The sequence below is a fragment of the Ferrovibrio sp. genome (assembly GCF_041906005.1).
Taxonomy (GTDB): Bacteria; Pseudomonadota; Alphaproteobacteria; order Ferrovibrionales; family Ferrovibrionaceae; genus Ferrovibrio.
In genome coordinates, this window is sequence record NZ_JAYRJY010000001.1 from 2,945,080 (window position 1) to 2,963,051 (window position 17,972).

Genomic DNA, 17,972 nt, shown 5'->3' on the forward strand with positions numbered 1-17,972 from the left:
ACAGAAGTCTGAAGCAGGGAAGAACAAGACAATGGATTTCAATCTGTCCGAAGAACAGAAGCTGCTGGCCGACAGCGTGGAAAGCTGGCTGCAGGACAAATACGACTTCGACCGCTGGCGCAAGCTGGTGAAGACCGATCTGGGCTATTCGGAAGAGAACTGGCAGACCATGGCCGAACTGGGCTGGCTGTGCATTCCGCTGCCCGAGGATCATGGTGGCCTGGGCGGAGGCAGCGTCGATACCATGCTGCTGGCCGAGCGTTTCGGCCGCCATCTGGTGGCCGAGCCGTATTTCTCCACCGTGATCCTGGGCGCCGGCCTGATCATGGCGGCCGGCGATGCCAAGCAGCAGGCCGAATACCTGCCGCAGATCGCCGAAGGCAAGGCGAAATGGGCCTTCGCCTTCGCCGAACATGGCGGCCGCTTCGCGCTGAACGAAGTGCGCACCAAGGCCGTGAAGGATGCCGGCGGCTGGTTCATCAGTGGCAAGAAGATCGTGGTGCGCGATGCCCCCAGCGCCAGCAAGCTGATCGTGCTGGCGCGCACGGCGGGCGGCGATGCCGACGAGACGGGCCTGGGCCTGTTCGTGGTGGATGCCAACGGCGCTGGCGTGTCGCGGCAGGATTACCGCACCGTCGATAACGGCCGCGCCGCCGACATCGCCTTCGAGAAGGCGCCGGCTCTGGCCGTGCTGGGCGATCCGGCCGGTGCCCTGCCTGCGGTGGAAAAAGTGGTTGATCAGGCGATCGGCTATCTGGCCGCCGAGGCGGTCGGCGCCATGGCCGCCCTGCACGAGACCACGCTGGCCTATGCCAAGACGCGCAAGCAGTTCGGCCGCGCCATCGGCGAGTTCCAGGTGATCCAGCATCGCCTGGTCGATATGATGATGCAGCTGGAAAGCGCCCGGTCGCTGTCGCTGCTGGCCAATCTGAAGATGGATGCGCCGGCGAAGGAACGCGCCAAGGCCGCGGCAGCCGCCAAGGTACAGACCGGCCGCTCGGGTCGTTTCGTGGGGCAACAGGCCGTGCAGCTGCACGGCGGCATGGGCATGACCGATGAACTGAATGTCGGCCATTACATGAAGCGGCTGATGACCATCGACACCCTGTTCGGCCATGCCGACCATCACCAGCGCCGCTTTGCCGCCCTGAGTGACTGATAGCGGCAATACGCCGATTTATTTCTGCAATGGCCGGGGCGGGTACTTCACCGCTCCGGCCATTCGCATTTCAGGAGCAGGCCCTGATTTGATTTGCGCCAATGGCGCAAGGCGCGCATCGTAAGCGGCGGGAGGAAACCGCCATGACCGACACGGTAACCGTCGTCCGCGACATGCAGGAGTATTTCCGCGCCGAACTGGCGCGTACATACAAGTCCACCGCCGGCAGCCAGGCGCAGGCCGATCCCGCCCTGGCCGATGCCCTGTTCGCCACCCTGCAGCGCGATGGTTATGTGATCCTGGAGCGGCTGTTTTCCGAAGACGATGTCGAGGCGATCAGGGCCGACCTGATGCCGCTGTTCGGCAAACATCTGGGTCGCAACAATTTCGAAGGCTTCGACACCCAGCGGCTCTATGCCGTGATCGAAAAGACCTTCATCTGCAATCCGCTGGTCGAGCATCCGCTGGTGCTGGCATTGCTGGATCGCGTGCTGGAGCCGAACTATCTGCTGTCGCAGCTGCAGGCGATCAACATCCTGCCGGGCGAGGCGGCCCAGCCACTGCATCACGACGATGCCTTCTATCCCTGGCCACGCCCGCGTCCGCCACTGGGCGCGGCCACCATCATGGCCATTGACGATTTCACGGCCGAGAACGGGGCCACGGTGGTTTTGCCCGGCAGCCACCTGTGGTCCGATCGCGTGCCGGACGAGGCCGATCTGGCGCGCGCCATCCCGGCGGTGATGCCGAAAGGCTCGGTGCTGCTGTTCCTCGGCACGTTGTGGCATGGCGGCGGTGCCAACCGCTCGGCAGCCGGCCGGCTCTGCGTCACGGCCCAATACTGTGCGCCCTGGTGCCGGCAGCAGGAGAATTTCAGCCTGTCGGTTTCCCGCGAACGCGTGAAGCAATGCAGCGAGCATATCCGCCGCATGCTGGGCTACAGCATCCATCCGCCCTTCATGGGCTTCGTCAACGGCCTGCATCCCAAGCGACTGCTGGAAGACTGAGGCGCATAGAAAAAGCCCGGCGGAATGATATCCGCCGGGCTTTTTGAAATCCGGAACGTCTTGGTCGTATCAGGCGGCGTTCACTGCCTTCACGGCCTCGACGGCGCTCTCCGGATTCCAGTTCGTGTAGGCCATGGCGCAATGCTGGGCGCAGTAAGGCTTGCCCGGCAGCGCGACGTGACTGCAGAAATCGAATTCGGCGCTTTTCGGATCGCCGATCGGCCATTTGCAGCGTGGACCGGTGCTGGGCGTCAGCGCCGCCAGCATCGCAGCAGTCAATTGCTGGCCGGAACCAGAACTGTTGCCGGCAGCCGGGCCGCCTTCGGAGCCTTCGGCCGCCGGAGCCCGTTCAGCCTTTGGCTGGGCCGGGGCGCGCGGTGCCGCCGTGGCATGTCCCCCTGGTGGGCCGGCATGACTGGCCGCCGGTCGCGGCTGCGCCGGCTTTTCGCTCCGCATGATCGGCGAGGCGCGTTTGGCCAAGCCGATGCGGTGGGCCTTGCCGACCACGGCGTTGCGGGTCATGCCCAGCGCTTTGCCGATCTGGGTGATCGACTGGCCGGATTCCCACAATTGAACCAGAAGTTTAACCTTCTCGTCCGTCCATACCATATGTAGCCCCCGTAATTGGACTGAGACGCTACATGCAGTAAGGCGAGAATCTGGTTTCCGGTCAACCAGACTCTGGCCTTATCCACAAGAATCTGGTCCGCTGGGTTAAAATAACCCTTCGGCAATAGGGGGCGAATCGGAGTTATCCCCAGATGAACGGCTTTCCCGACCCAACTTATCCCTGGCAGGCCCGTCTGCCCGATCCGGTCGAACTGCGCAAAGCTTATGCCCGCGATGGCTTTATCGTGGTGCGCGGGCTGTTCGGACCGGCTGAGGTGGCGGCCATCGCGGACCGTTTCGACGCTCTCTACCAGGAGGGTCTTCGACTGGGTCGCAGCTTCCGCCATGGCAATCTGCTGTTCCGTCTGGGCGACGACCCGCAGCTCGGCAGGATCCTGCGCATGGTGCAATGGCCGTCCTGGCGCGATCCGCTGCTGGATGCCGTGCGGCTCGATCCGCGGTTCGTCGCGCTGCTGGCCCCCCTGATCGGGTCCGACCTGAAGCAGATCATCAACCAGATGCACTGGAAGCCGCCGGGTGCGACCCGCGTGGAATTCGCCTATCACCAGGACAGCCGCTTCCGCCGGCCGGCCACCGCCTTTCGCGACCTGGCCCATTCCTATGTGCAGACCGGCATCGCCCTCGATGCACATACCAAAGCCAGCGGCGCGATGAAGGTGATCCCCGGCAGCCATCTGCGCGGCGACCTGGGCCTGGGCGGCGATGGGCCGATCCTGTTGCAGAACATGCAGGACGACGCCCTGCATGTCGCCGGCCTGGAGCCGGCCGATGCCGTCGACCTGCTGCTCGAGCCCGGCGACGTGGCGCTGTGGTCGCCCTACCTGGTGCATGGCTCAGGCGCGAATGTCTCGGGCCAGGATCGCCGGCTTTATATCAATGGCTACGTCACGGCGCAGAATTGCGACCGTGGCGAATGGGCATTCCGCGCCGGACGGCCCGTGCCGCTGGGGCCACATCCCTCGCTGGTGCATTACGAGGCTTTGCACGAGAAGCCCGAACCGCATTTCCTGGAGGATTGATGCAGCCCCGTCATCATGTCAGGCTGCGGGCATGACTCATCCGAGCGGCAGTTTCTCCTTCGACCTCGTTGTTTTCGGTGCCACCGGAGACCTGTCGCTGCGCAAGCTGATGCCCGCGCTGTATCACCGCGATGTCGCCGGTCAGCTCAATGCCGATGTGCGGCTGTTCGCGGTGGCGCGCGGGGCGATGCGCGACGAGGAATTCCGCAATCTGGCGCGCGGCGCGCTGAACCGGCATCTCGACTCCGCCGATTACGACGAAGCGGCAGTGGAACGTTTCATCGCGCGGTTCCGGTACCTGAGCCTCGATGCCGATGCGCCCGAGGACTATGCCGCGCTGGCCCAGGCCATCGACGGCGCCTCCGATCGCGTGGTGGTGTATTATCTGGCCATGGCGCCGCGCTTCTTCGGCAGCATCTGCGGCCATCTGGCGGCAACCGGTTTGAACCGGCCGCAGGCCCGCGTGGTGCTGGAAAAGCCCATCGGCCACGATCTGGCCTCGGCGCGGACGATCAACGCCGCCGTCGCCGCCGCCTTCCCGGAAGAGCGCGTCTTCCGCATCGATCATTACCTGGGCAAGGAAACGGTGCAGAACCTGATGGCGCTGCGCTTCGCCAATGCCCTGTTCGAGCCGGTCTGGCATCGCGGCGTGGTCGATCATGTGCAGGTGACGGTGGCCGAGAAGATCGGCGTTGAGGGCCGCGCCGGTTATTATGATCATGCCGGCGCGCTGCGCGACATGGTGCAGAACCACCTGCTGCAACTGCTTTGCCTGGTGGCGATGGAAGCGCCGAATGCCTTCGCCGCCGATGCGGTGCGCGACGAGAAGCTGAAGGTGTTGCAGGCCCTGCGGCCGATCAACGAACGCTCGATCATGGAGAAGACCGTGCGCGGCCAGTATGGCCCGGGTGCGGTGGATGGCGTGGCCGTGCCGGCCTATGTGGATGAAGTGGAGCAGGCGGCCAGCAATACCGAAACCTTCGTCGTGGTGAAGGCCGAGGTGGATAACTGGCGCTGGGCCGGCGTGCCGTTTTATCTGCGCACCGGCAAGCGCCTGCCGGCGCGGCGCTCGGAAATCGTGGTGCAGTTCCGCCCGGTGCCGCATCTGATCTTCGACGGTGCCAGCCGCGACGTGGTGGCCAACCGCCTGGTGATCCGCCTGCAGCCCGACGAGGGCATCGCCCTGCATATGATGACCAAGGTGCCGGGGCCGGGCGGCATGCGGCTGCGTCAGGCGCCGCTGAACTTAAGCTTCGCCGATACCTTCCATGGCCGTCAGCCCGACGCCTATGAACGCCTGCTGATGGACGTGGTGCGCGGCAATCCGATGCTGTTCATGCGCAGCGACGAGGTGGAAGCCGCCTGGCGCTGGATTGAACCCATCCTGGCCGGCTGGTCGGCCGGCAGCGAGACGCCGAAGCCCTACACCGCCGGCAGCTGGGGCCCATCGTCGGCCATCGGCCTGATCGAGCGCGACGGCCGCACCTGGCACGAGGATATGCGCTGATGCGGGCGGCCTTGCTGGAAACCCTGCGCGACCGCCTCGGCGCGCTGCAGGCAAACGACGATGCCGGCATGGACCAGATGAGTGGCCGCGTGCGCCTGCAAACGCTGGTGCTGCTGCGCTGGATCGCCATCGTCGGCCAGTTGCTGGCCATCCTGTTCGTGCATTTCGGGTTGAACTTCCGCCTGCCGCTGCTGCCGGCCTTGGGTATCGTCGGCGTTTCGGCCCTGCTCAACATCGTGCTGTTCGTGGTCTATCCGACCGCCAAGCGGCTGAGCGAAATCGGCGCTGCAGGCTATCTGGCCTTCGATCTGCTGCAACTCGGCCTGCTACTGTTTCTCACCGGCGGCATCGACAATCCTTTCGCGCTGCTGATCCTGGTGCCGGTCACCGTGTCGGCCACCATCCTCACTCTGCGGTCCACCGTGTTGCTTGGCCTGGTGGCCTTCACGCTGGCGGTGCTGCTCACGCTCTATCACCTGCCGCTGCCCTGGAGCGACCCCGAAGCCGTGGCGATGCCGCCGCTCTATCGCTGGGGCAACCTGATGGCCCTGGTGCTCGGCACATTGTTCATTGCGGCCTATGCCTGGCAGGTGGCCGAGGAAGCACGCCGCATGTCGGACGCGCTGGCCGCCACGCAGCTTGCGTTGGCGCAGGAGCAGCAGGTTTCGGCCCTGGGCAGTCTGGCGGCCGCGGCGGCGCATGAACTGGGCTCGCCGCTGGGCACGATTGCCGTCGTGGTGAAGGAACTGGGCCGCGACACCCCGGCCGACAATCCGATCGCCGAAGACCTGGCGCTGTTGCAAAGCCAGGTGGAGCGCTGTCGCGAAATCCTGGCGCGGCTGTCGCGCCGGCCTTCGGCCAATGCCGATGCCGAAGCTTTTTCCGACCTGGGTATTGCCAACCTGATCGAGGTGGCGGCCCAGCCCTGGCGCCGCGCCAATATCGATTTCGCGGTGACGCTGAAAGGCGAAGGCGCCGCACCCAACCTGCCGCGCCGGCCCGAGATCATCCACGGCCTCAGCAACCTGTTGCAGAATGCCATGGAATTCGCCCGCAGTCGGGTGACCGTGGAGGTGGGCTGGGACGACAAACATATCCGCCTGCTGATCCTCGATGATGGGCCCGGCCTCAATGTCGATATCCTCTCGGCTCTGGGCGAACCCTATGTGACCAGTCGGCCCGACAGCGGCGGCATGGGGCTGGGTGTATTCATCGCCATGAACCTGCTTCGGCGCAGCGGGGCAGGCGTCACCTTCGCCAATCGTCCCGGTGGTGGCACCCAGGTGGCGGTGATCTGGTCGCGCGAGACGCTGGTCCGCCGCCCAGCATAAAGCGTCCAGCCCTCCCAATCATGCATGGCTGCCCTGCATCCGGGACTCCGGGACTACTCCAGGGGTTGCGCCGGAGCGGGGCTCGGGTACATTCTGGCCGCGATGACCGACATGACCCTCCTCATCGTCGATGACGACGAACCGCTGCGGATGCGGCTGGCCCGCGCGATGGAAAAGCGCGGCTATCAAGTGCAGACCGCCGAGTCGGTTGCTGCCGGTATCCAGCTTGCCCGCGCCAAACCGCCGGCCTATGCCGTGGTCGACCTCAAACTCGGCGACGGCAACGGCCTCGATGTGGTGAGTGCGATCCGCAGCGCCCGCCAGGACGCCCGCGTGGTGATGCTGACCGGTTATGGCAACATCGCCACTGCCGTCGCCGCCGTGAAGGCAGGTGCCGTCGATTACCTGCCCAAGCCGGCCGATGCCGACGATGTTGACCGCGCCTTGCGGGCCGGCAATGCCGCACATCCTGCGCCGCCGGATGAACCGATGTCGGCCGAGCGCGTGCGGTGGGAGCATATCCAGCGCGTCTTCGAGCTTTGCGACCGCAATGTGTCGGAGACGGCGCGCCGGCTGAAGATGCATCGCCGCACCCTGCAGCGCATCCTCGCCAAGCGTTCGCCGCAATAGACCCATGCTGCTGCAGGAGGCCAGGCTGCCGCCGGGGCTCCGCGTCTATGCCATCGGCGACATTCATGGTCGCGCCGACCTGCTCGACAGGCTGCATGGCCTGATCGAGGCCGACCTGCAATCGACGGCACCAGAGCGCTGCGTGGTGGTCTATCTCGGCGATTATGTCGACCGTGGCCCGGATTCCCATGGCGTGATCGAACGGCTGGCCCGTCATAAACTGGCTGGGGTCGAGACCATCACCCTACTGGGCAACCACGAAGCCATGATGCTGGAATTCCTTGATGCGCCCTATGGTGCCTCGCTGTGGTTGGCCAATGGCGGCGATGCCACGCTGGCCAGCTACAAGGTGCGTATCCCGGCGGCCTATGATGAATTGCTGCTCACCCAGCGCAGCCTGCGCGGCGCGCTGCCGCGCCATCACTGGCATTTCCTGGAAAAACTGGTGATGCAGGCGCAGTTCGGCGATTACCTGTTCGTCCATGCCGGCATCAAGCCGGGCCTGCCGCTCGACCGGCAGAGCCGCGAGCAGATGATCTGGATCCGCGACGCCTTCCTCGATTCGGAGGTCGATCACGGCCTGGTGGTGGTGCATGGCCATACCATCGTGCACGAAGTGGAATGGCGGCCGAACCGCATCGGGGTCGATACCGGGGCCTATACCACCGGCCGGCTGACCGCCCTGGTGCTGGAAGGGGCCGGGCAGCGCCTGTTGCAGACCTGATCCGGCCCCTTGCGGGCTGTCCGGGCCGAGGCCTGAAACGGGCGAGGGCTGGAATTCGGCCCGCCGCCGGTGTATCGAAGGCCATGTCCGATTTTCCCGCTGATCCGGCCGATTTCACCGGCGCCCGCGTCCTCGTCGTCGGCGACGTGATGCTCGACCGCTTCGTCTATGGCGGGGTCGAACGCATCTCGCCCGAGGCGCCGATCCCGGTGATGCAGGCCGACCGCGAGATCGTCATGCCCGGCGGCGCCGGCAACGTGGCGCGCAATATCGCGGCCCTGGGCGCCGAGGTGGTGCTGATCGGCCTGGTCGGCGATGACGGTGCGGCCGATGAGTTGAACGATGTGCTGACGCTGGAGCGTGGCATCGATGCCCGCCTGGTGGTCGACGAGGCCCGCCGCACCATCGAGAAAATCCGTTTCATCGGCAGCCGCCAGCAGCTGCTGCGCGTCGACCGCGAAAATCGCGCCGCTAGCACGCCGGCCGCCATAGACACGCTGATCGATGCTGCCAAGGGAGCGCTGGCCGATTGTGCCGTGCTGGTGCTTTCCGATTATGCCAAGGGTGCCTTGCCTGATCGTGTCATCACGGCGCTGATCGTTGCCGCCAAGTCGTCCGGCAAGCCGGTATTGGTCGATCCCAAGGGCAGCGACTATGCCCGCTATCGCGGTGCCTATCTGGTGACGCCCAACCGCGCCGAGGCTGCGTTGGCCACCGGCGAAAGCTGTGCCGATGATGCCAGCGCGGTGAAGGCCGGCCGCAAGCTGGTGGAAACCACCGGTATCGCCAATGTGCTGGTCACGCGCGGAGCCGCCGGCATGACGCTGGTGCAGGGCGGTGACGCCCCGCTGCATCTGGCGGCCGAGGCGCGCGAGGTTTTCGACGTCTCCGGCGCCGGCGATACGGTGGTGGCCGTGATCGCCGCGGCATTGGCGATGAAACGCCCGCTGCCGCTGGCCGCCCGCCTCGCCAATATCGCCGCCGGCATCGTGGTCGCCAAGGTTGGCACCGCCGTCGTGCACCCGGATGAATTGCGCCTGGCCCTGCACATGCCTGATCCCCATGGCATCGATGCCAAGGTGGTGTCGCGCCAGCAGGCCAAGGAACGCGTCGATGCCTGGCGCCTGCGCGGCGAACGCATCGGCTTCACCAATGGCTGCTTCGATCTGCTGCATGCCGGTCATCTGGCTCTGCTGTCGGAAGCCCGCGCCGGCTGTGACCGCCTGATCGTGGCGATCAATGCCGATTCTTCCGTGAAGAAGCTGAAGGGCGAGACGCGCCCGGTGCAGGATGAAAAACATCGTGCCCGTCTGCTCGCGGCCCTTGGCCTGGTCGATCTGGTGATCGTCTTTCCGGAAGACACGCCGATCCCGCTGCTGGAAATGCTCAAGCCAGACCTGCTGATCAAGGGCGGCGATTACGGTATCGATCAGGTGGTGGGCGCCGATATCGTGCAGGGCTATGGCGGCGAAGTGCGCGTCTCGCGACTGGTTGCCGGTCACAGCACCACGGCGACCATCCAGAAACTGCGGTCCTGAGCCAGGTTATGGCGACGCGGGATGTCGACGTCGCGATCCTCGGCGGCGGCATTGCCGGCCTCTGGCTGCTGGCGCGCCTGCAGGCCGCCGGATACAGCGCGCTGCTGCTGGAAAACCGGGCGCTTGGCGCCGGCCAGACGCTGGCCTCGCAAGGCATCATCCACGGCGGCTTGAAATACGCCCTCGACCTCAAGCTCAATACCGCCAGCGACGCGTTGGCCGATATGCCCGCGCGCTGGCGCGCTTGCCTGGCCGGCACGGGGGAGGTGGACCTGCGCGGCGTGCCGCTGGCGGCCGAGCGGCATCTGTTCTGGGCGCGCAAGACGCTGGCCAGTCGCATCGCCGGCTTCTTCGGCAGCAAGCTGGTGCGTGGCCGCGTCGATGCGCTGGCGCCCGAGCAATGGCCCGTCGTGCTGCGCGACCCTGACCATGTCGCCGCCGTCTATGCCCTGGATGAATGTGTGCTGGATGTGCCGGCGCTGATGCAGGCGCTGGTGCAGCCACGGCAGGCATCGATCAAACGCGTTCGGGGCGATGTGCGGGTTTCGCCCGATGATGATGGCGTGACGATCGAGGGCCATGATGGCTTTGCCCAGCCGCGCCGGCTGCGCGCAGGCGCGTTGATCTCCACCGCGGGCGCGGGCAACGAAAGCCTGCTGGCGCAATTTGGCCTGTCGGCGGCTGCCGCCCAGCGCCGGCCTCTGCAAATGCTGCTGCTCGACAATGCTCCCGGCCCGCTCTGGGCCCATTGTTTCGATGCCAGTGATAAGCCGCGCGTTACCGTCACCACGCATACACGCTCGGATGGCAGCCTGGTCTGGTATGTCGGCGGACAACTCGCCGAGACTGGCGCGACGCAAAGCCCCGAGGCGCTGATCGCGGCGGCGAAGGATGAATTCGCCGCCTTGCTGCCCCGGCAGGATTTTTCTGGCTGCCGTTATGCCACGCTGTATGTGGAGCGCGCCGAGGGCGCCACCGCAGATGGCCGCAAACCCGATGGCCCGGTGCTGCGCCGTGTAGCGCCGCTTTGCTGGCTGGCCTGGCCGACCAAACTGGCTTTGGCGCCGCAACTGGCCGATCAGGTGCTGGCCGAATTGCCACCACCGTCGGGTCAGATTTCTGATCTCTCGCATTGGGCGACGGCCCTTATGGCACCCGCACCGTGGGAGGTCGCGGCATGGACATGAGGCCGCTGGGATCCACCGGCATCACGGTCAGTCTGCTGGGGCTGGGCACGGTGAAGATCGGGCGTAACGAAGGCGTGAAATATCCGCAGGGTTTCGACCTGCCCGATGACGCCGGCGTGATCGCCCTGCTGGAACAGGCCCATGCGCTGGGCATCACCCTGATCGACACCGCGCCGGCTTATGGCCGCAGCGAGGAGCGGCTGGGGCAACTGCTGCCGAAGGTCGGAGCCGGCCGCGCCGGGTGGGTGATTGCCACCAAGGCCGGGGAATGGTTTGAGGATGGCCAGTCCCGGTTCGATTTTTCCGTGCCTGCAATAATCGCCTCGGTTGAAACCAGTCTGCGCCGCCTGCGCACGGATTATATCGATGTCGTGCTGTTGCATTCCGACGGCATAGACGAGGCCGGGGACCGCTTCCTGCCGGCGGCCGAGGCGCTGGACCGGTTGAAGCGACGCGGCCTGATCCGCGCCAGCGGCTTTTCCGGCAAGACGCCGGCGGGCAGCCACCATATGCTCGATTGCGTCGATGTGATGATGCTGACCTATAATCCCGGCTATACTGACGACCTGCCGGTGATCGCCGAGGCCGCCGCCGCAGGGAAGGGTGTGCTGATCAAGAAGGCGTTGGCCAGTGGCCATGCCGCCGATCCGGCAAGCGCCCTGCGGGCGGCGGCGGCGATTGCCGGCGTGTCGTCCATCGTTGTCGGCACCGTATCGCCGGCCAATCTGCGCGCCAATGCCACGGCATTGCAGGCGGGAAAAGAGGGAGTGGCATGATGGAACAGCAGGACGCAGCGGCTGTTGAACGCGCCCAGGCCAACGAACAGGAATTTCTTGCGTTCGGCTGGGAGGTCGCCATGCTCGACCTGCCCGGGCAGGAAGAGGGCAGCGCCTCGCGCGCCGGGTTCCGCAAGGGCGATTTCGCCGCCCTGTCGCAGGAAGATGGCGCCTGGCTGGTGCTGGCCGTGCCGGCAAGGCTGGTATTGGGGCGTTTGCCCAGCGCGTCTGCCGTGCGCCGTTTCGTCACCAAATGCGTCAGTTTCCCGGTGCAACCCAACGGCGCCATCATCGGCGCGGCGCGGCAGGCCATGCTGCAGGCGGTGGAGGAAGAACTGGGGCTCGCACGCCAGGCTGCCGATCTGCTGGAAGCCAAGATCGAAGACCTGATGGGCAGCATCGACGATATTCGCGCCAAGGCGATCCTGTTCAGCCCTGACGAAGACAAGGACTGAAGGCATGAGCGAGGCTCATGACCAGGAGTTTCATTTCGGCCGCGGCGCCACGTTGATGGAGCAGGGCGCCTACGGCGATTTCTGTTATCTGATCCTGTCCGGCCGCGTCGAAGTCTTCCGCATGGAAGACGATGCCAAGCTGCGGCTGGCCGAGATGGGCGAGGGCGGCGTGGTGGGCGAGATGGCGTTGATCGATCCGGCGCCGCGCGCGGCCAGCGTGGTGGCAATCGAACCCACGGTCTGCCGCCGCATCAACGCAGTAGCCCTGGATCGGGCGCTGGATGCCGCGCCGCCGCTGGCGCGCTATCTGCTGCAAACCTTCATTCGCAACATCCGTCATGCCGAAGGAATTGCGCCGCCGGCGCCGGCCATGAAGTTCGCCATCGGCGACATGATGGCGGCCACCATACAATCCGAACAGTCGGGCATGCGAATCCTGGATCGCAAGGTGTATGCCGCTGGCGAAACGATCTTTCGCACCGGCCAGCCCGGCTACAATGTCTATCTGGTGCAGAGCGGCCGCGTCGACCTGGTGCGCGAGATGCCCGATGGCAGCCAGATGCGGCTGCGCTGTGTCGAGCCGGGCGAGGTGTTTGGCGAACTGGCGCTGCTGACCGGCGAGCCGCGTCGGGCCACGGCTATCGCATCCGAGGCGACGGTGTGCGAACACATCGCGGCCAGTCATTTCAACGCCATCCTGAATGGATGCCCAACCATCGTGAAGGCCCTGATGCGGATCTATGCCGGGCGGATGATGCGGATCGCGCTGCCGGCGCGCGATGTGGCGGCAGGGCAGCGGACCGATTAACGGCTGGGCGGCTTGCGCAAAGGCACTTCCTGCAGCGAGCGGATATAGACACCCACCACTTGTGGCCCCTGCAGCGAACGGTTGATCTGGAAGACCAGCCGGCGCTTCAGTCCTTCCAGGTCGTTGTCATGCACGCGGCCGTCCTTGCCCAGGGGCTCGCGGTTCAGTTCCATGATCACCGCGTTATAGACACGCGGCATCAGTGCATCGATCTTGCGGGCGTTTTCCACGTCGCCGCAATCGATGCTCAGGGTCATGATCACCTGTGATCCCGGCGGGCCGGCCACCGGCGCGGTGACGGCGTCGACCATCAGCAGCGGTGTGTTCACCAGCGGCTTTTCGATTGGCGAGTCGGATTTCTTCTTTTTTTCTTTTTCCTGTGCCCAGCCCGCCGGCGATGCGATCAGGCACAGGCCGGCCAGCGCGGCCAGCAGGGCGCGGCGGCCAAAAGGTCTGGCGATGGGGGGCTTAGTGGCGTTCCCGCGTGGCATGGAAACGGATTTTATCCCATTTCTTCTCGATATAGGAAAGTTCCCAGGCGTTGCGGGCCATGAAAACCGGCGCGCCCTCGCGGTCGTCGGCGATGGTGCCGCGATTCTGCTCCAGGAATTCGTCCAGATCCTTGGGATTCTCGGCCGAAATCCAGCGCGCCGTCTCATAGGGCGCGTTCTCGAAGCCGACCTCCAGGCTGTATTCCTCGGCCAGGCGGGCCGCCAGCACGTCGAGCTGCAGCGGGCCGACCAGGCCCACGATCCAGTCGGCGCCGATGCGCGGGCGGAATACCTGGGTCACGCCTTCCTCGGCCAGGTCCTCCAGCGCGCGCTGCAAATGCTTGGCCTTCATCGGGTCGGACAGCCGCACGCGGCGCAGGATTTCCGGCGCAAAGTTGGGGATGCCGGTGAAGCGCAGGTCTTCCGTCTCGGTCAGCGTGTCGCCCACCCGCAACGTGCCGTGGTTGGGAATGCCGATGATGTCACCCGGCCAGGCTTCATCGGCCAGCGAACGGTCGCGGGCAAAGAACAGCGTCGGGTTGCTCACCGTGATCGGCTTGCCGCTGCGCACCTGCTTCAGCTTCATGCCGCGCTTGAAATGACCCGAGCAGAGCCGCAGGAAGGCGACGCGGTCGCGGTGGTTCTTGTCCATGTTGGCCTGGACCTTGAACACGAAGCCGGTGACGGCCTTCTCGGTCGGCTCGATCATGCGCTTGTCGGCCGGCTGCGGCCGCGGCGGCGGGGCAAAGCGGCCCAGGCCCTTCAGCAGCTCGTCGACGCCGAAATTCTTCAGCGCCGTGCCGAAATAGACCGGGGTCATGTGGCCCTGGCGATAGGCTTCCAGGTCGAAAGCGGGGCAGGCAGCCTCGATCAGGCCGATATCCTCTTCCAGCTTGGCGATCTGCGCCTCGCTCAGCAATTCGCGGGCGCGCGGATCGTCCAGCCCCTTGTCCAGGATGATCACCTCCGGCTCCAGGTTCTTGTTTTCCTTGCCGGTCAGCAGCAGCCGCTTGTTGAACAGGTCGTAGCAGCCCCGGAAATCCATGCCCATGCCGATGGGCCAATTCGCCGGCACGCAATCCAGCGCCAGCGTGGAGGCCACTTCATCAAGCAGGGCGAAGGGATCCTGGCTTTCCCGGTCCATCTTGTTGACGAAGGTGATGATCGGCATGTCGCGCAGGCGGCAGACCTCGAACAGCTTGCGTGTCTGCGTCTCGATGCCCTTGGCGGCGTCCAGCACCATCACGGCGGAATCCACGGCGGTCAGCGTGCGGTAGGTGTCCTCGCTGAAATCCTCATGGCCCGGGGTGTCGAGCAGGTTGAAGGTCCAGCCCTCGTATTCGAAATTCATCACCGAGGTGGAGACCGAGATCCCGCGCTGCTGTTCAATCTTCAGCCAGTCCGAGCGCGCGCGCCGGTTCTCGCCGCGCGCCTTCACCGCGCCGGCCAGATGGATCGCGCCGCCGAACAGCAGCAGCTTTTCGGTCAGCGTGGTCTTGCCGGCGTCGGGATGCGCGATGATGGCGAATGTGCGCCGGGCGCCGATGGGATCGGCGCCCGGAATGGCGATGGCGGCTTCGGACATGGTACTCTTGAACTACCTCTGGATCGGGCCCGTGTCCTTATATGGGCTTTCTCAGCGGTCGTTCCACCCCTTGCCGGCCTCGGCCCGCTGCACCAGCAAAGGTGCAGGTTCCCAGAACTTGCCGTGGATCTTGTGGAAGCCGCGGATCGTGGCGAGCACCTTGTCGAGGCCGATCTGTTCGGCCCAGAACATCGGCCCGCCGCGATAGACGGGGAAGCCATAGCCGAAAAGGTAGGTGATGTCGATATCGCCCGGCCGGATGGCGATGCCTTCCTCCAGGATCCGGGCGCCCTCGTTGACCAGCGGATACATGCAGCGCTGCACGATCTCCTCGTCGGAAATCGTCCGCCGTTCAATGCCTTGTTCCCTGGCCGATTGCAGGATCACCTCCTCGACCACCGGATCGGGCAGGGCGTTGCGGCCCTCGTATCTGTAAAAGCCCGCGCCGGTCTTCTGGCCGAAGCGGCCCATCTCGCACAGCCGGTCGGCGACGGGGGAATAGCGCTCGTCCTTGGGGCGCAGATGCGCCTTGCCCTTGCGGATGCGCCAGCCCACATCCAGGCCGGCGAGATCGCTCATCCGGAACGGGCCCATGGCAAGGCCGAATTCCTCCAGGGCGTTGTCCACCTGCTGCGGCGTGGCGCCCTCCTCCAGCAGGAAATTCGCCTCGCGCAGGTAACCGTGCAGCATGCGGTTGCCGATGAAGCCGTCGCAATTGCCGGCCAGCACCGCCACTTTCTTCAGCGTCTTGCCCAGAGCCATCACGGTGGCGATGGTCTCGGGGGAGGATTTCGCGCCGCGCACGTTCTCCAGCAGCTTCATCACGTTGGCCGGACTGAAGAAATGCGTGCCGATCACGTCCTGCGGGCGGCTGGTGCTGGCGGCGATCTCGTCGATATCCAGCGTCGAGGTGTTGGTGGCTAGCACGGCGCCGGGCTTCATCACCTTGTCGAGCCTGGCGAAGACCTCTTTCTTGACGCCCATCTCCTCGAACACGGCTTCCACCACGATGTCGGCATCGCCGATATCCTCAAACCGCTGGGTGCCGGAGATCAGCTTCATCGCCCGGTCCATGGCCTCCTGCTTCATGCTGCCGCGGGCAACCGAGGTGGCGTAGTTCTTCTCGATCACGCCCAGACCGCGCGCCAGAGCCTCCTGCGAGACTTCGAGGATTTTCACCGGAATGCCGGCATTGGCGAAGTTCATCGCGATGCCGCCGCCCATGGTGCCGGCGCCCACCACCACGGCCGACCTGATCGGCTTGGGTTTCACGTCCTCGGGCAGGCCGGGGATTTTCGCCGCCTCGCGTTCGGCGAAGAAGGCATGGATCTGCGCGGCGCGCTGCGGGCTGCCCATGCATTCGAAAAAGAATTCGCGCTCCTTCAGCAATCCCTCGTCGATGGGCAGTTTCGTGGCGATTTCCACGGCATCGATGCAGCGCCACGGCGCCAGGAAGCCCTTGGCCTTGCGCGCATTGGCCTTGCGGATCTCCTCGAACACCACCGGATCGACATTGCTGACCTTGTCGTTCATGTCGCGCACCAGGCGCAGCGGGCGTTTCTCCGCCACCACCTTCTTCGCGAAGGCCAGCGCGCCCTCCAGCAGGTCGCCGGCCACGATCTCGTCCAGGGCGCCCAGCTCGGCCGCCTTCTTCGCCGGCATAGGGTTGCCCGACAGGATCACATCCAGCGCGACTTTCGGCCCCACCAGACGCGGCAGGCGCTGGGTGCCGCCCGAACCCGGGATCAGGCCCAGCTTCACTTCCGGCAGGCCGACCTGGCCGCTGTCCAGCGCCACGCGCCAGTGGCAGGCCAGCGCCACCTCGAAGCCGCCGCCCAGAGCCGTGCCATGCAGGGCGGCAACGACGGGTTTCTTCATCGCCTCGATCCGCTTCAGCACATCGGGCAGGTAGGGCTGCAGCGGCGGCTTGCCGAATTCCTTGATATCCGCGCCGGCGATGAAGGTGCGGCCGCCGCCGATGATCACTGCCGCCTGCACATTCGCGTCAGCATCCGCTTTCTCAAGCCCGGCGATCAGCCCGGCGCGCACACCCTGGCTCAGGGCATTTACCGGCGGGTTTTCGATGGTCAGGATGGCAATACCGTCGCGGACGGCGTAAGCAACGGGGTAGGCGGTGGGATCGGTCACGTTTCTCTCCGGTGTCTTCTTAATTGTCGGACAATCGGTTATAGCCGAGGCGATCAAGCCGGGCAAAAGCCTTGGCCTGCCGTTACGTCAGCGCTAAGTGTCTGTCATGGCCTCGTTTTTGGAATACCGCGCGCAGGAATGGGACAATCGCCGCCTCTGGCTGGCGGTGGCCCTGTCGTTGCTGCTGCACGGCCTGATCGTGCTGCTGCTGCTGGTCGAGCCCTGGACCTGGCGTCTGCAACCCGAGCCGCCGCCGATTCTGGCCGAGTTTGTACTGCCCCAGCCGCCCAAGGCCGAGGCCCCCAAGGCCGAGCCGTCCAAGCCGCAGGCCGAGGCGCCGAAACCCGAGCCTGCCCCGCAAACCCCGCTGCCCCCGGTGCCGCCGCCCAGTGTGCCGCAATTGCAGCGTGCTCCGATTGCCGAGGAGTCGAAGGCTCCGCCCAGCAGTGGCGAACGGGCCCGCAGCCGGCCGCAGACGAACGAAGCCGCCAAACCGGCCCCGCCGCAGGTGCAGCGTCCCGGCCCGGGCGTGGCGACCGCGCCGCAGCAGCGTCCGGCGCAGGCCCAGAATCAGGCCGGCAATCGCCAGCCTGGTCCGGGCCGCGCGGCCGGACAGCCGGCCGAGGCGATGACGCAGTCGGAAAGCGATTTCTTCCTCAGCCAGATCGTGCAGGTCTGGGTGATCGATTTCGATGCACCGCAATTCAAGAATATCCAGATCTACGGCCGATACATGGTGCTGCCGAACGGCATGCTGGCGCCGCCTTTTGGCAAGAATGATCCCTGGGACATGAATCGGATGGTCGAGGGCTGGGATCAGATCGTGCATGATCCGCGCCCCCAGGTGGCGGCATTCCGCACGGCGCTGGAGACTTTCCTGCGCGCCATGCGGCTGGCGCAGCCGATGGCCATGCCGCCGGATGCCCAGGGCTATCCGAAGGTGCTCAGCCTGAGCTTCAAGATCGGCGACCTCTAGC

General features: G+C 65.6%; 17 protein-coding genes. 13 read left to right on the forward strand and 4 right to left on the reverse strand.

Annotated features, from left to right (window positions below):
- Positions 1 to 31 precede the first annotated feature (31 nt).
- Both ACE3OO_RS14400 and ACE3OO_RS14405 read left to right on the forward strand, forming a co-directional pair.
- Entirely contained in the window at positions 32 to 1,159 is a 1,128-nt protein-coding gene (locus ACE3OO_RS14400) for an acyl-CoA dehydrogenase family protein (protein WP_374304073.1), read from the forward strand.
- 143 nt (positions 1,160 to 1,302) lie between these two features.
- Positions 1,303 to 2,166, forward strand: a complete 864-nt coding sequence (locus tag ACE3OO_RS14405; protein ID WP_374304075.1) for a phytanoyl-CoA dioxygenase family protein — start codon at positions 1,303 to 1,305, stop codon at positions 2,164 to 2,166.
- 69 nt (positions 2,167 to 2,235) lie between these two features.
- Here ACE3OO_RS14405 and ACE3OO_RS14410 read toward each other — a convergent pair whose 3' ends face one another.
- Positions 2,236 to 2,775 (reverse strand): GcrA family cell cycle regulator, encoded by a 540-nt coding sequence (locus ACE3OO_RS14410; protein ID WP_374304076.1) that lies wholly within the window; start codon positions 2,773 to 2,775, stop codon positions 2,236 to 2,238.
- A gap of 152 nt (positions 2,776 to 2,927) precedes the next feature.
- Here ACE3OO_RS14410 and ACE3OO_RS14415 point away from each other — a divergent pair, with 152 nt between their 5' ends.
- The 10 genes from ACE3OO_RS14415 (at position 2,928) to ACE3OO_RS14460 (ending at position 12,771) form a co-directional block, all read left to right on the forward strand.
- Positions 2,928 to 3,815 carry a phytanoyl-CoA dioxygenase family protein gene (locus ACE3OO_RS14415; RefSeq protein WP_374304077.1) on the forward strand — a complete coding sequence of 296 codons (888 nt, stop codon included), beginning with the start codon at positions 2,928 to 2,930 and terminating at the stop codon, positions 3,813 to 3,815.
- Positions 3,816 to 3,846: 31 nt separating this feature from the next.
- The gene (gene zwf / locus ACE3OO_RS14420) at positions 3,847 to 5,322 is read left to right on the forward strand and encodes a glucose-6-phosphate dehydrogenase (RefSeq protein WP_374304079.1); all 1,476 of its coding nucleotides are present in this window, start codon (positions 3,847 to 3,849) and stop codon (positions 5,320 to 5,322) included.
- Positions 5,322 to 6,653, forward strand: a complete 1,332-nt coding sequence (locus ACE3OO_RS14425; protein ID WP_374304081.1) for an ActS/PrrB/RegB family redox-sensitive histidine kinase — start codon at positions 5,322 to 5,324, stop codon at positions 6,651 to 6,653. The genes zwf and ACE3OO_RS14425 overlap by 1 nt, the downstream gene beginning before the upstream one ends.
- Positions 6,654 to 6,755: 102 nt before the next feature.
- On the forward strand, positions 6,756 to 7,283 hold the full coding sequence (locus ACE3OO_RS14430; RefSeq protein WP_374304083.1) for an ActR/PrrA/RegA family redox response regulator transcription factor: 528 nt from the start codon (positions 6,756 to 6,758) through the stop codon (positions 7,281 to 7,283).
- A 4-nt stretch (positions 7,284 to 7,287) separates the two neighbouring features.
- The gene (locus ACE3OO_RS14435) at positions 7,288 to 8,007 is read left to right on the forward strand and encodes a metallophosphoesterase family protein (protein ID WP_374304085.1); all 720 of its coding nucleotides are present in this window, start codon (positions 7,288 to 7,290) and stop codon (positions 8,005 to 8,007) included.
- An 83-nt stretch (positions 8,008 to 8,090) separates the two neighbouring features.
- Positions 8,091 to 9,545, forward strand: a complete 1,455-nt coding sequence (gene hldE, locus ACE3OO_RS14440) for a bifunctional D-glycero-beta-D-manno-heptose-7-phosphate kinase/D-glycero-beta-D-manno-heptose 1-phosphate adenylyltransferase HldE (protein ID WP_374304086.1) — start codon at positions 8,091 to 8,093, stop codon at positions 9,543 to 9,545.
- An 8-nt stretch (positions 9,546 to 9,553) separates the two neighbouring features.
- Positions 9,554 to 10,732, forward strand: a complete 1,179-nt coding sequence (locus tag ACE3OO_RS14445) for an FAD-dependent oxidoreductase (RefSeq protein ID WP_374304088.1) — start codon at positions 9,554 to 9,556, stop codon at positions 10,730 to 10,732.
- Entirely contained in the window at positions 10,723 to 11,508 is a 786-nt protein-coding gene (locus tag ACE3OO_RS14450; protein WP_374304090.1) for an aldo/keto reductase, read from the forward strand. The genes ACE3OO_RS14445 and ACE3OO_RS14450 overlap by 10 nt, the downstream gene beginning before the upstream one ends.
- A complete protein-coding gene (locus tag ACE3OO_RS14455; protein ID WP_374304091.1) occupies positions 11,505 to 11,963 on the forward strand; it encodes a hypothetical protein in 459 nt (152 codons plus the stop codon). Before ACE3OO_RS14450 ends, ACE3OO_RS14455 begins: the two co-directional genes overlap by 4 nt.
- Positions 11,964 to 11,967: 4 nt before the next feature.
- The gene (locus ACE3OO_RS14460; protein ID WP_374304093.1) at positions 11,968 to 12,771 is read left to right on the forward strand and encodes a cyclic nucleotide-binding domain-containing protein; all 804 of its coding nucleotides are present in this window, start codon (positions 11,968 to 11,970) and stop codon (positions 12,769 to 12,771) included.
- Here the strand turns inward: ACE3OO_RS14460 and ACE3OO_RS14465 are convergent.
- From ACE3OO_RS14465 to ACE3OO_RS14475, 3 genes are read right to left on the reverse strand one after another with little or no spacing between them, the layout of a single operon-like run.
- Complete coding sequence (locus tag ACE3OO_RS14465) at positions 12,768 to 13,262, reverse strand: hypothetical protein (RefSeq protein WP_374304094.1); 495 nt, start codon at positions 13,260 to 13,262, stop codon at positions 12,768 to 12,770. The genes ACE3OO_RS14460 and ACE3OO_RS14465 overlap by 4 nt on opposite strands.
- Positions 13,240 to 14,847: a peptide chain release factor 3 gene (locus ACE3OO_RS14470; protein ID WP_374304096.1), complete on the reverse strand. Its 1,608-nt coding sequence runs from the start codon at positions 14,845 to 14,847 to the stop codon at positions 13,240 to 13,242. Before ACE3OO_RS14470 ends, ACE3OO_RS14465 begins: the two co-directional genes overlap by 23 nt.
- Positions 14,848 to 14,898: 51 nt before the next feature.
- Positions 14,899 to 16,995, reverse strand: a complete 2,097-nt coding sequence (locus ACE3OO_RS14475) for a 3-hydroxyacyl-CoA dehydrogenase NAD-binding domain-containing protein (protein ID WP_374304097.1) — start codon at positions 16,993 to 16,995, stop codon at positions 14,899 to 14,901.
- A gap of 106 nt (positions 16,996 to 17,101) precedes the next feature.
- On the opposite strand from ACE3OO_RS14475, the gene ACE3OO_RS14480 reads away from it, so the two are divergent.
- On the forward strand, positions 17,102 to 17,971 hold the full coding sequence (locus tag ACE3OO_RS14480; RefSeq protein WP_374304098.1) for a hypothetical protein: 870 nt from the start codon (positions 17,102 to 17,104) through the stop codon (positions 17,969 to 17,971).
- The last annotated feature ends 1 nt before the right edge of the window (position 17,972 follow it).

What these genes read in the sequence shown, in the direction of transcription:
- ACE3OO_RS14400 (WP_374304073.1), top strand. Translation starts at nt 32, where the DNA reads ATGGATTTCAATCTGTCCGAAGAACAGAAGCTGCTGGCCGACAGCGTG.
- ACE3OO_RS14405 (WP_374304075.1), top strand. Translation starts at nt 1,303, where the DNA reads ATGACCGACACGGTAACCGTCGTCCGCGACATGCAGGAGTATTTCCGC.
- ACE3OO_RS14410 (WP_374304076.1), bottom strand. Translation starts at nt 2,775, where the DNA reads ATGGTATGGACGGACGAGAAGGTTAAACTTCTGGTTCAATTGTGGGAA.
- ACE3OO_RS14415 (WP_374304077.1), top strand. Translation starts at nt 2,928, where the DNA reads ATGAACGGCTTTCCCGACCCAACTTATCCCTGGCAGGCCCGTCTGCCC.
- zwf (WP_374304079.1), top strand. Translation starts at nt 3,847, where the DNA reads ATGACTCATCCGAGCGGCAGTTTCTCCTTCGACCTCGTTGTTTTCGGT.
- ACE3OO_RS14425 (WP_374304081.1), top strand. Translation starts at nt 5,322, where the DNA reads ATGCGGGCGGCCTTGCTGGAAACCCTGCGCGACCGCCTCGGCGCGCTG.
- ACE3OO_RS14430 (WP_374304083.1), top strand. Translation starts at nt 6,756, where the DNA reads ATGACCGACATGACCCTCCTCATCGTCGATGACGACGAACCGCTGCGG.
- ACE3OO_RS14435 (WP_374304085.1), top strand. Translation starts at nt 7,288, where the DNA reads ATGCTGCTGCAGGAGGCCAGGCTGCCGCCGGGGCTCCGCGTCTATGCC.
- hldE (WP_374304086.1), top strand. Translation starts at nt 8,091, where the DNA reads ATGTCCGATTTTCCCGCTGATCCGGCCGATTTCACCGGCGCCCGCGTC.
- ACE3OO_RS14445 (WP_374304088.1), top strand. Translation starts at nt 9,554, where the DNA reads ATGGCGACGCGGGATGTCGACGTCGCGATCCTCGGCGGCGGCATTGCC.
- ACE3OO_RS14450 (WP_374304090.1), top strand. Translation starts at nt 10,723, where the DNA reads ATGGACATGAGGCCGCTGGGATCCACCGGCATCACGGTCAGTCTGCTG.
- ACE3OO_RS14455 (WP_374304091.1), top strand. Translation starts at nt 11,505, where the DNA reads ATGATGGAACAGCAGGACGCAGCGGCTGTTGAACGCGCCCAGGCCAAC.
- ACE3OO_RS14460 (WP_374304093.1), top strand. Translation starts at nt 11,968, where the DNA reads ATGAGCGAGGCTCATGACCAGGAGTTTCATTTCGGCCGCGGCGCCACG.
- ACE3OO_RS14465 (WP_374304094.1), bottom strand. Translation starts at nt 13,262, where the DNA reads ATGCCACGCGGGAACGCCACTAAGCCCCCCATCGCCAGACCTTTTGGC.
- ACE3OO_RS14470 (WP_374304096.1), bottom strand. Translation starts at nt 14,847, where the DNA reads ATGTCCGAAGCCGCCATCGCCATTCCGGGCGCCGATCCCATCGGCGCC.
- ACE3OO_RS14480 (WP_374304098.1), top strand. Translation starts at nt 17,102, where the DNA reads ATGGCCTCGTTTTTGGAATACCGCGCGCAGGAATGGGACAATCGCCGC.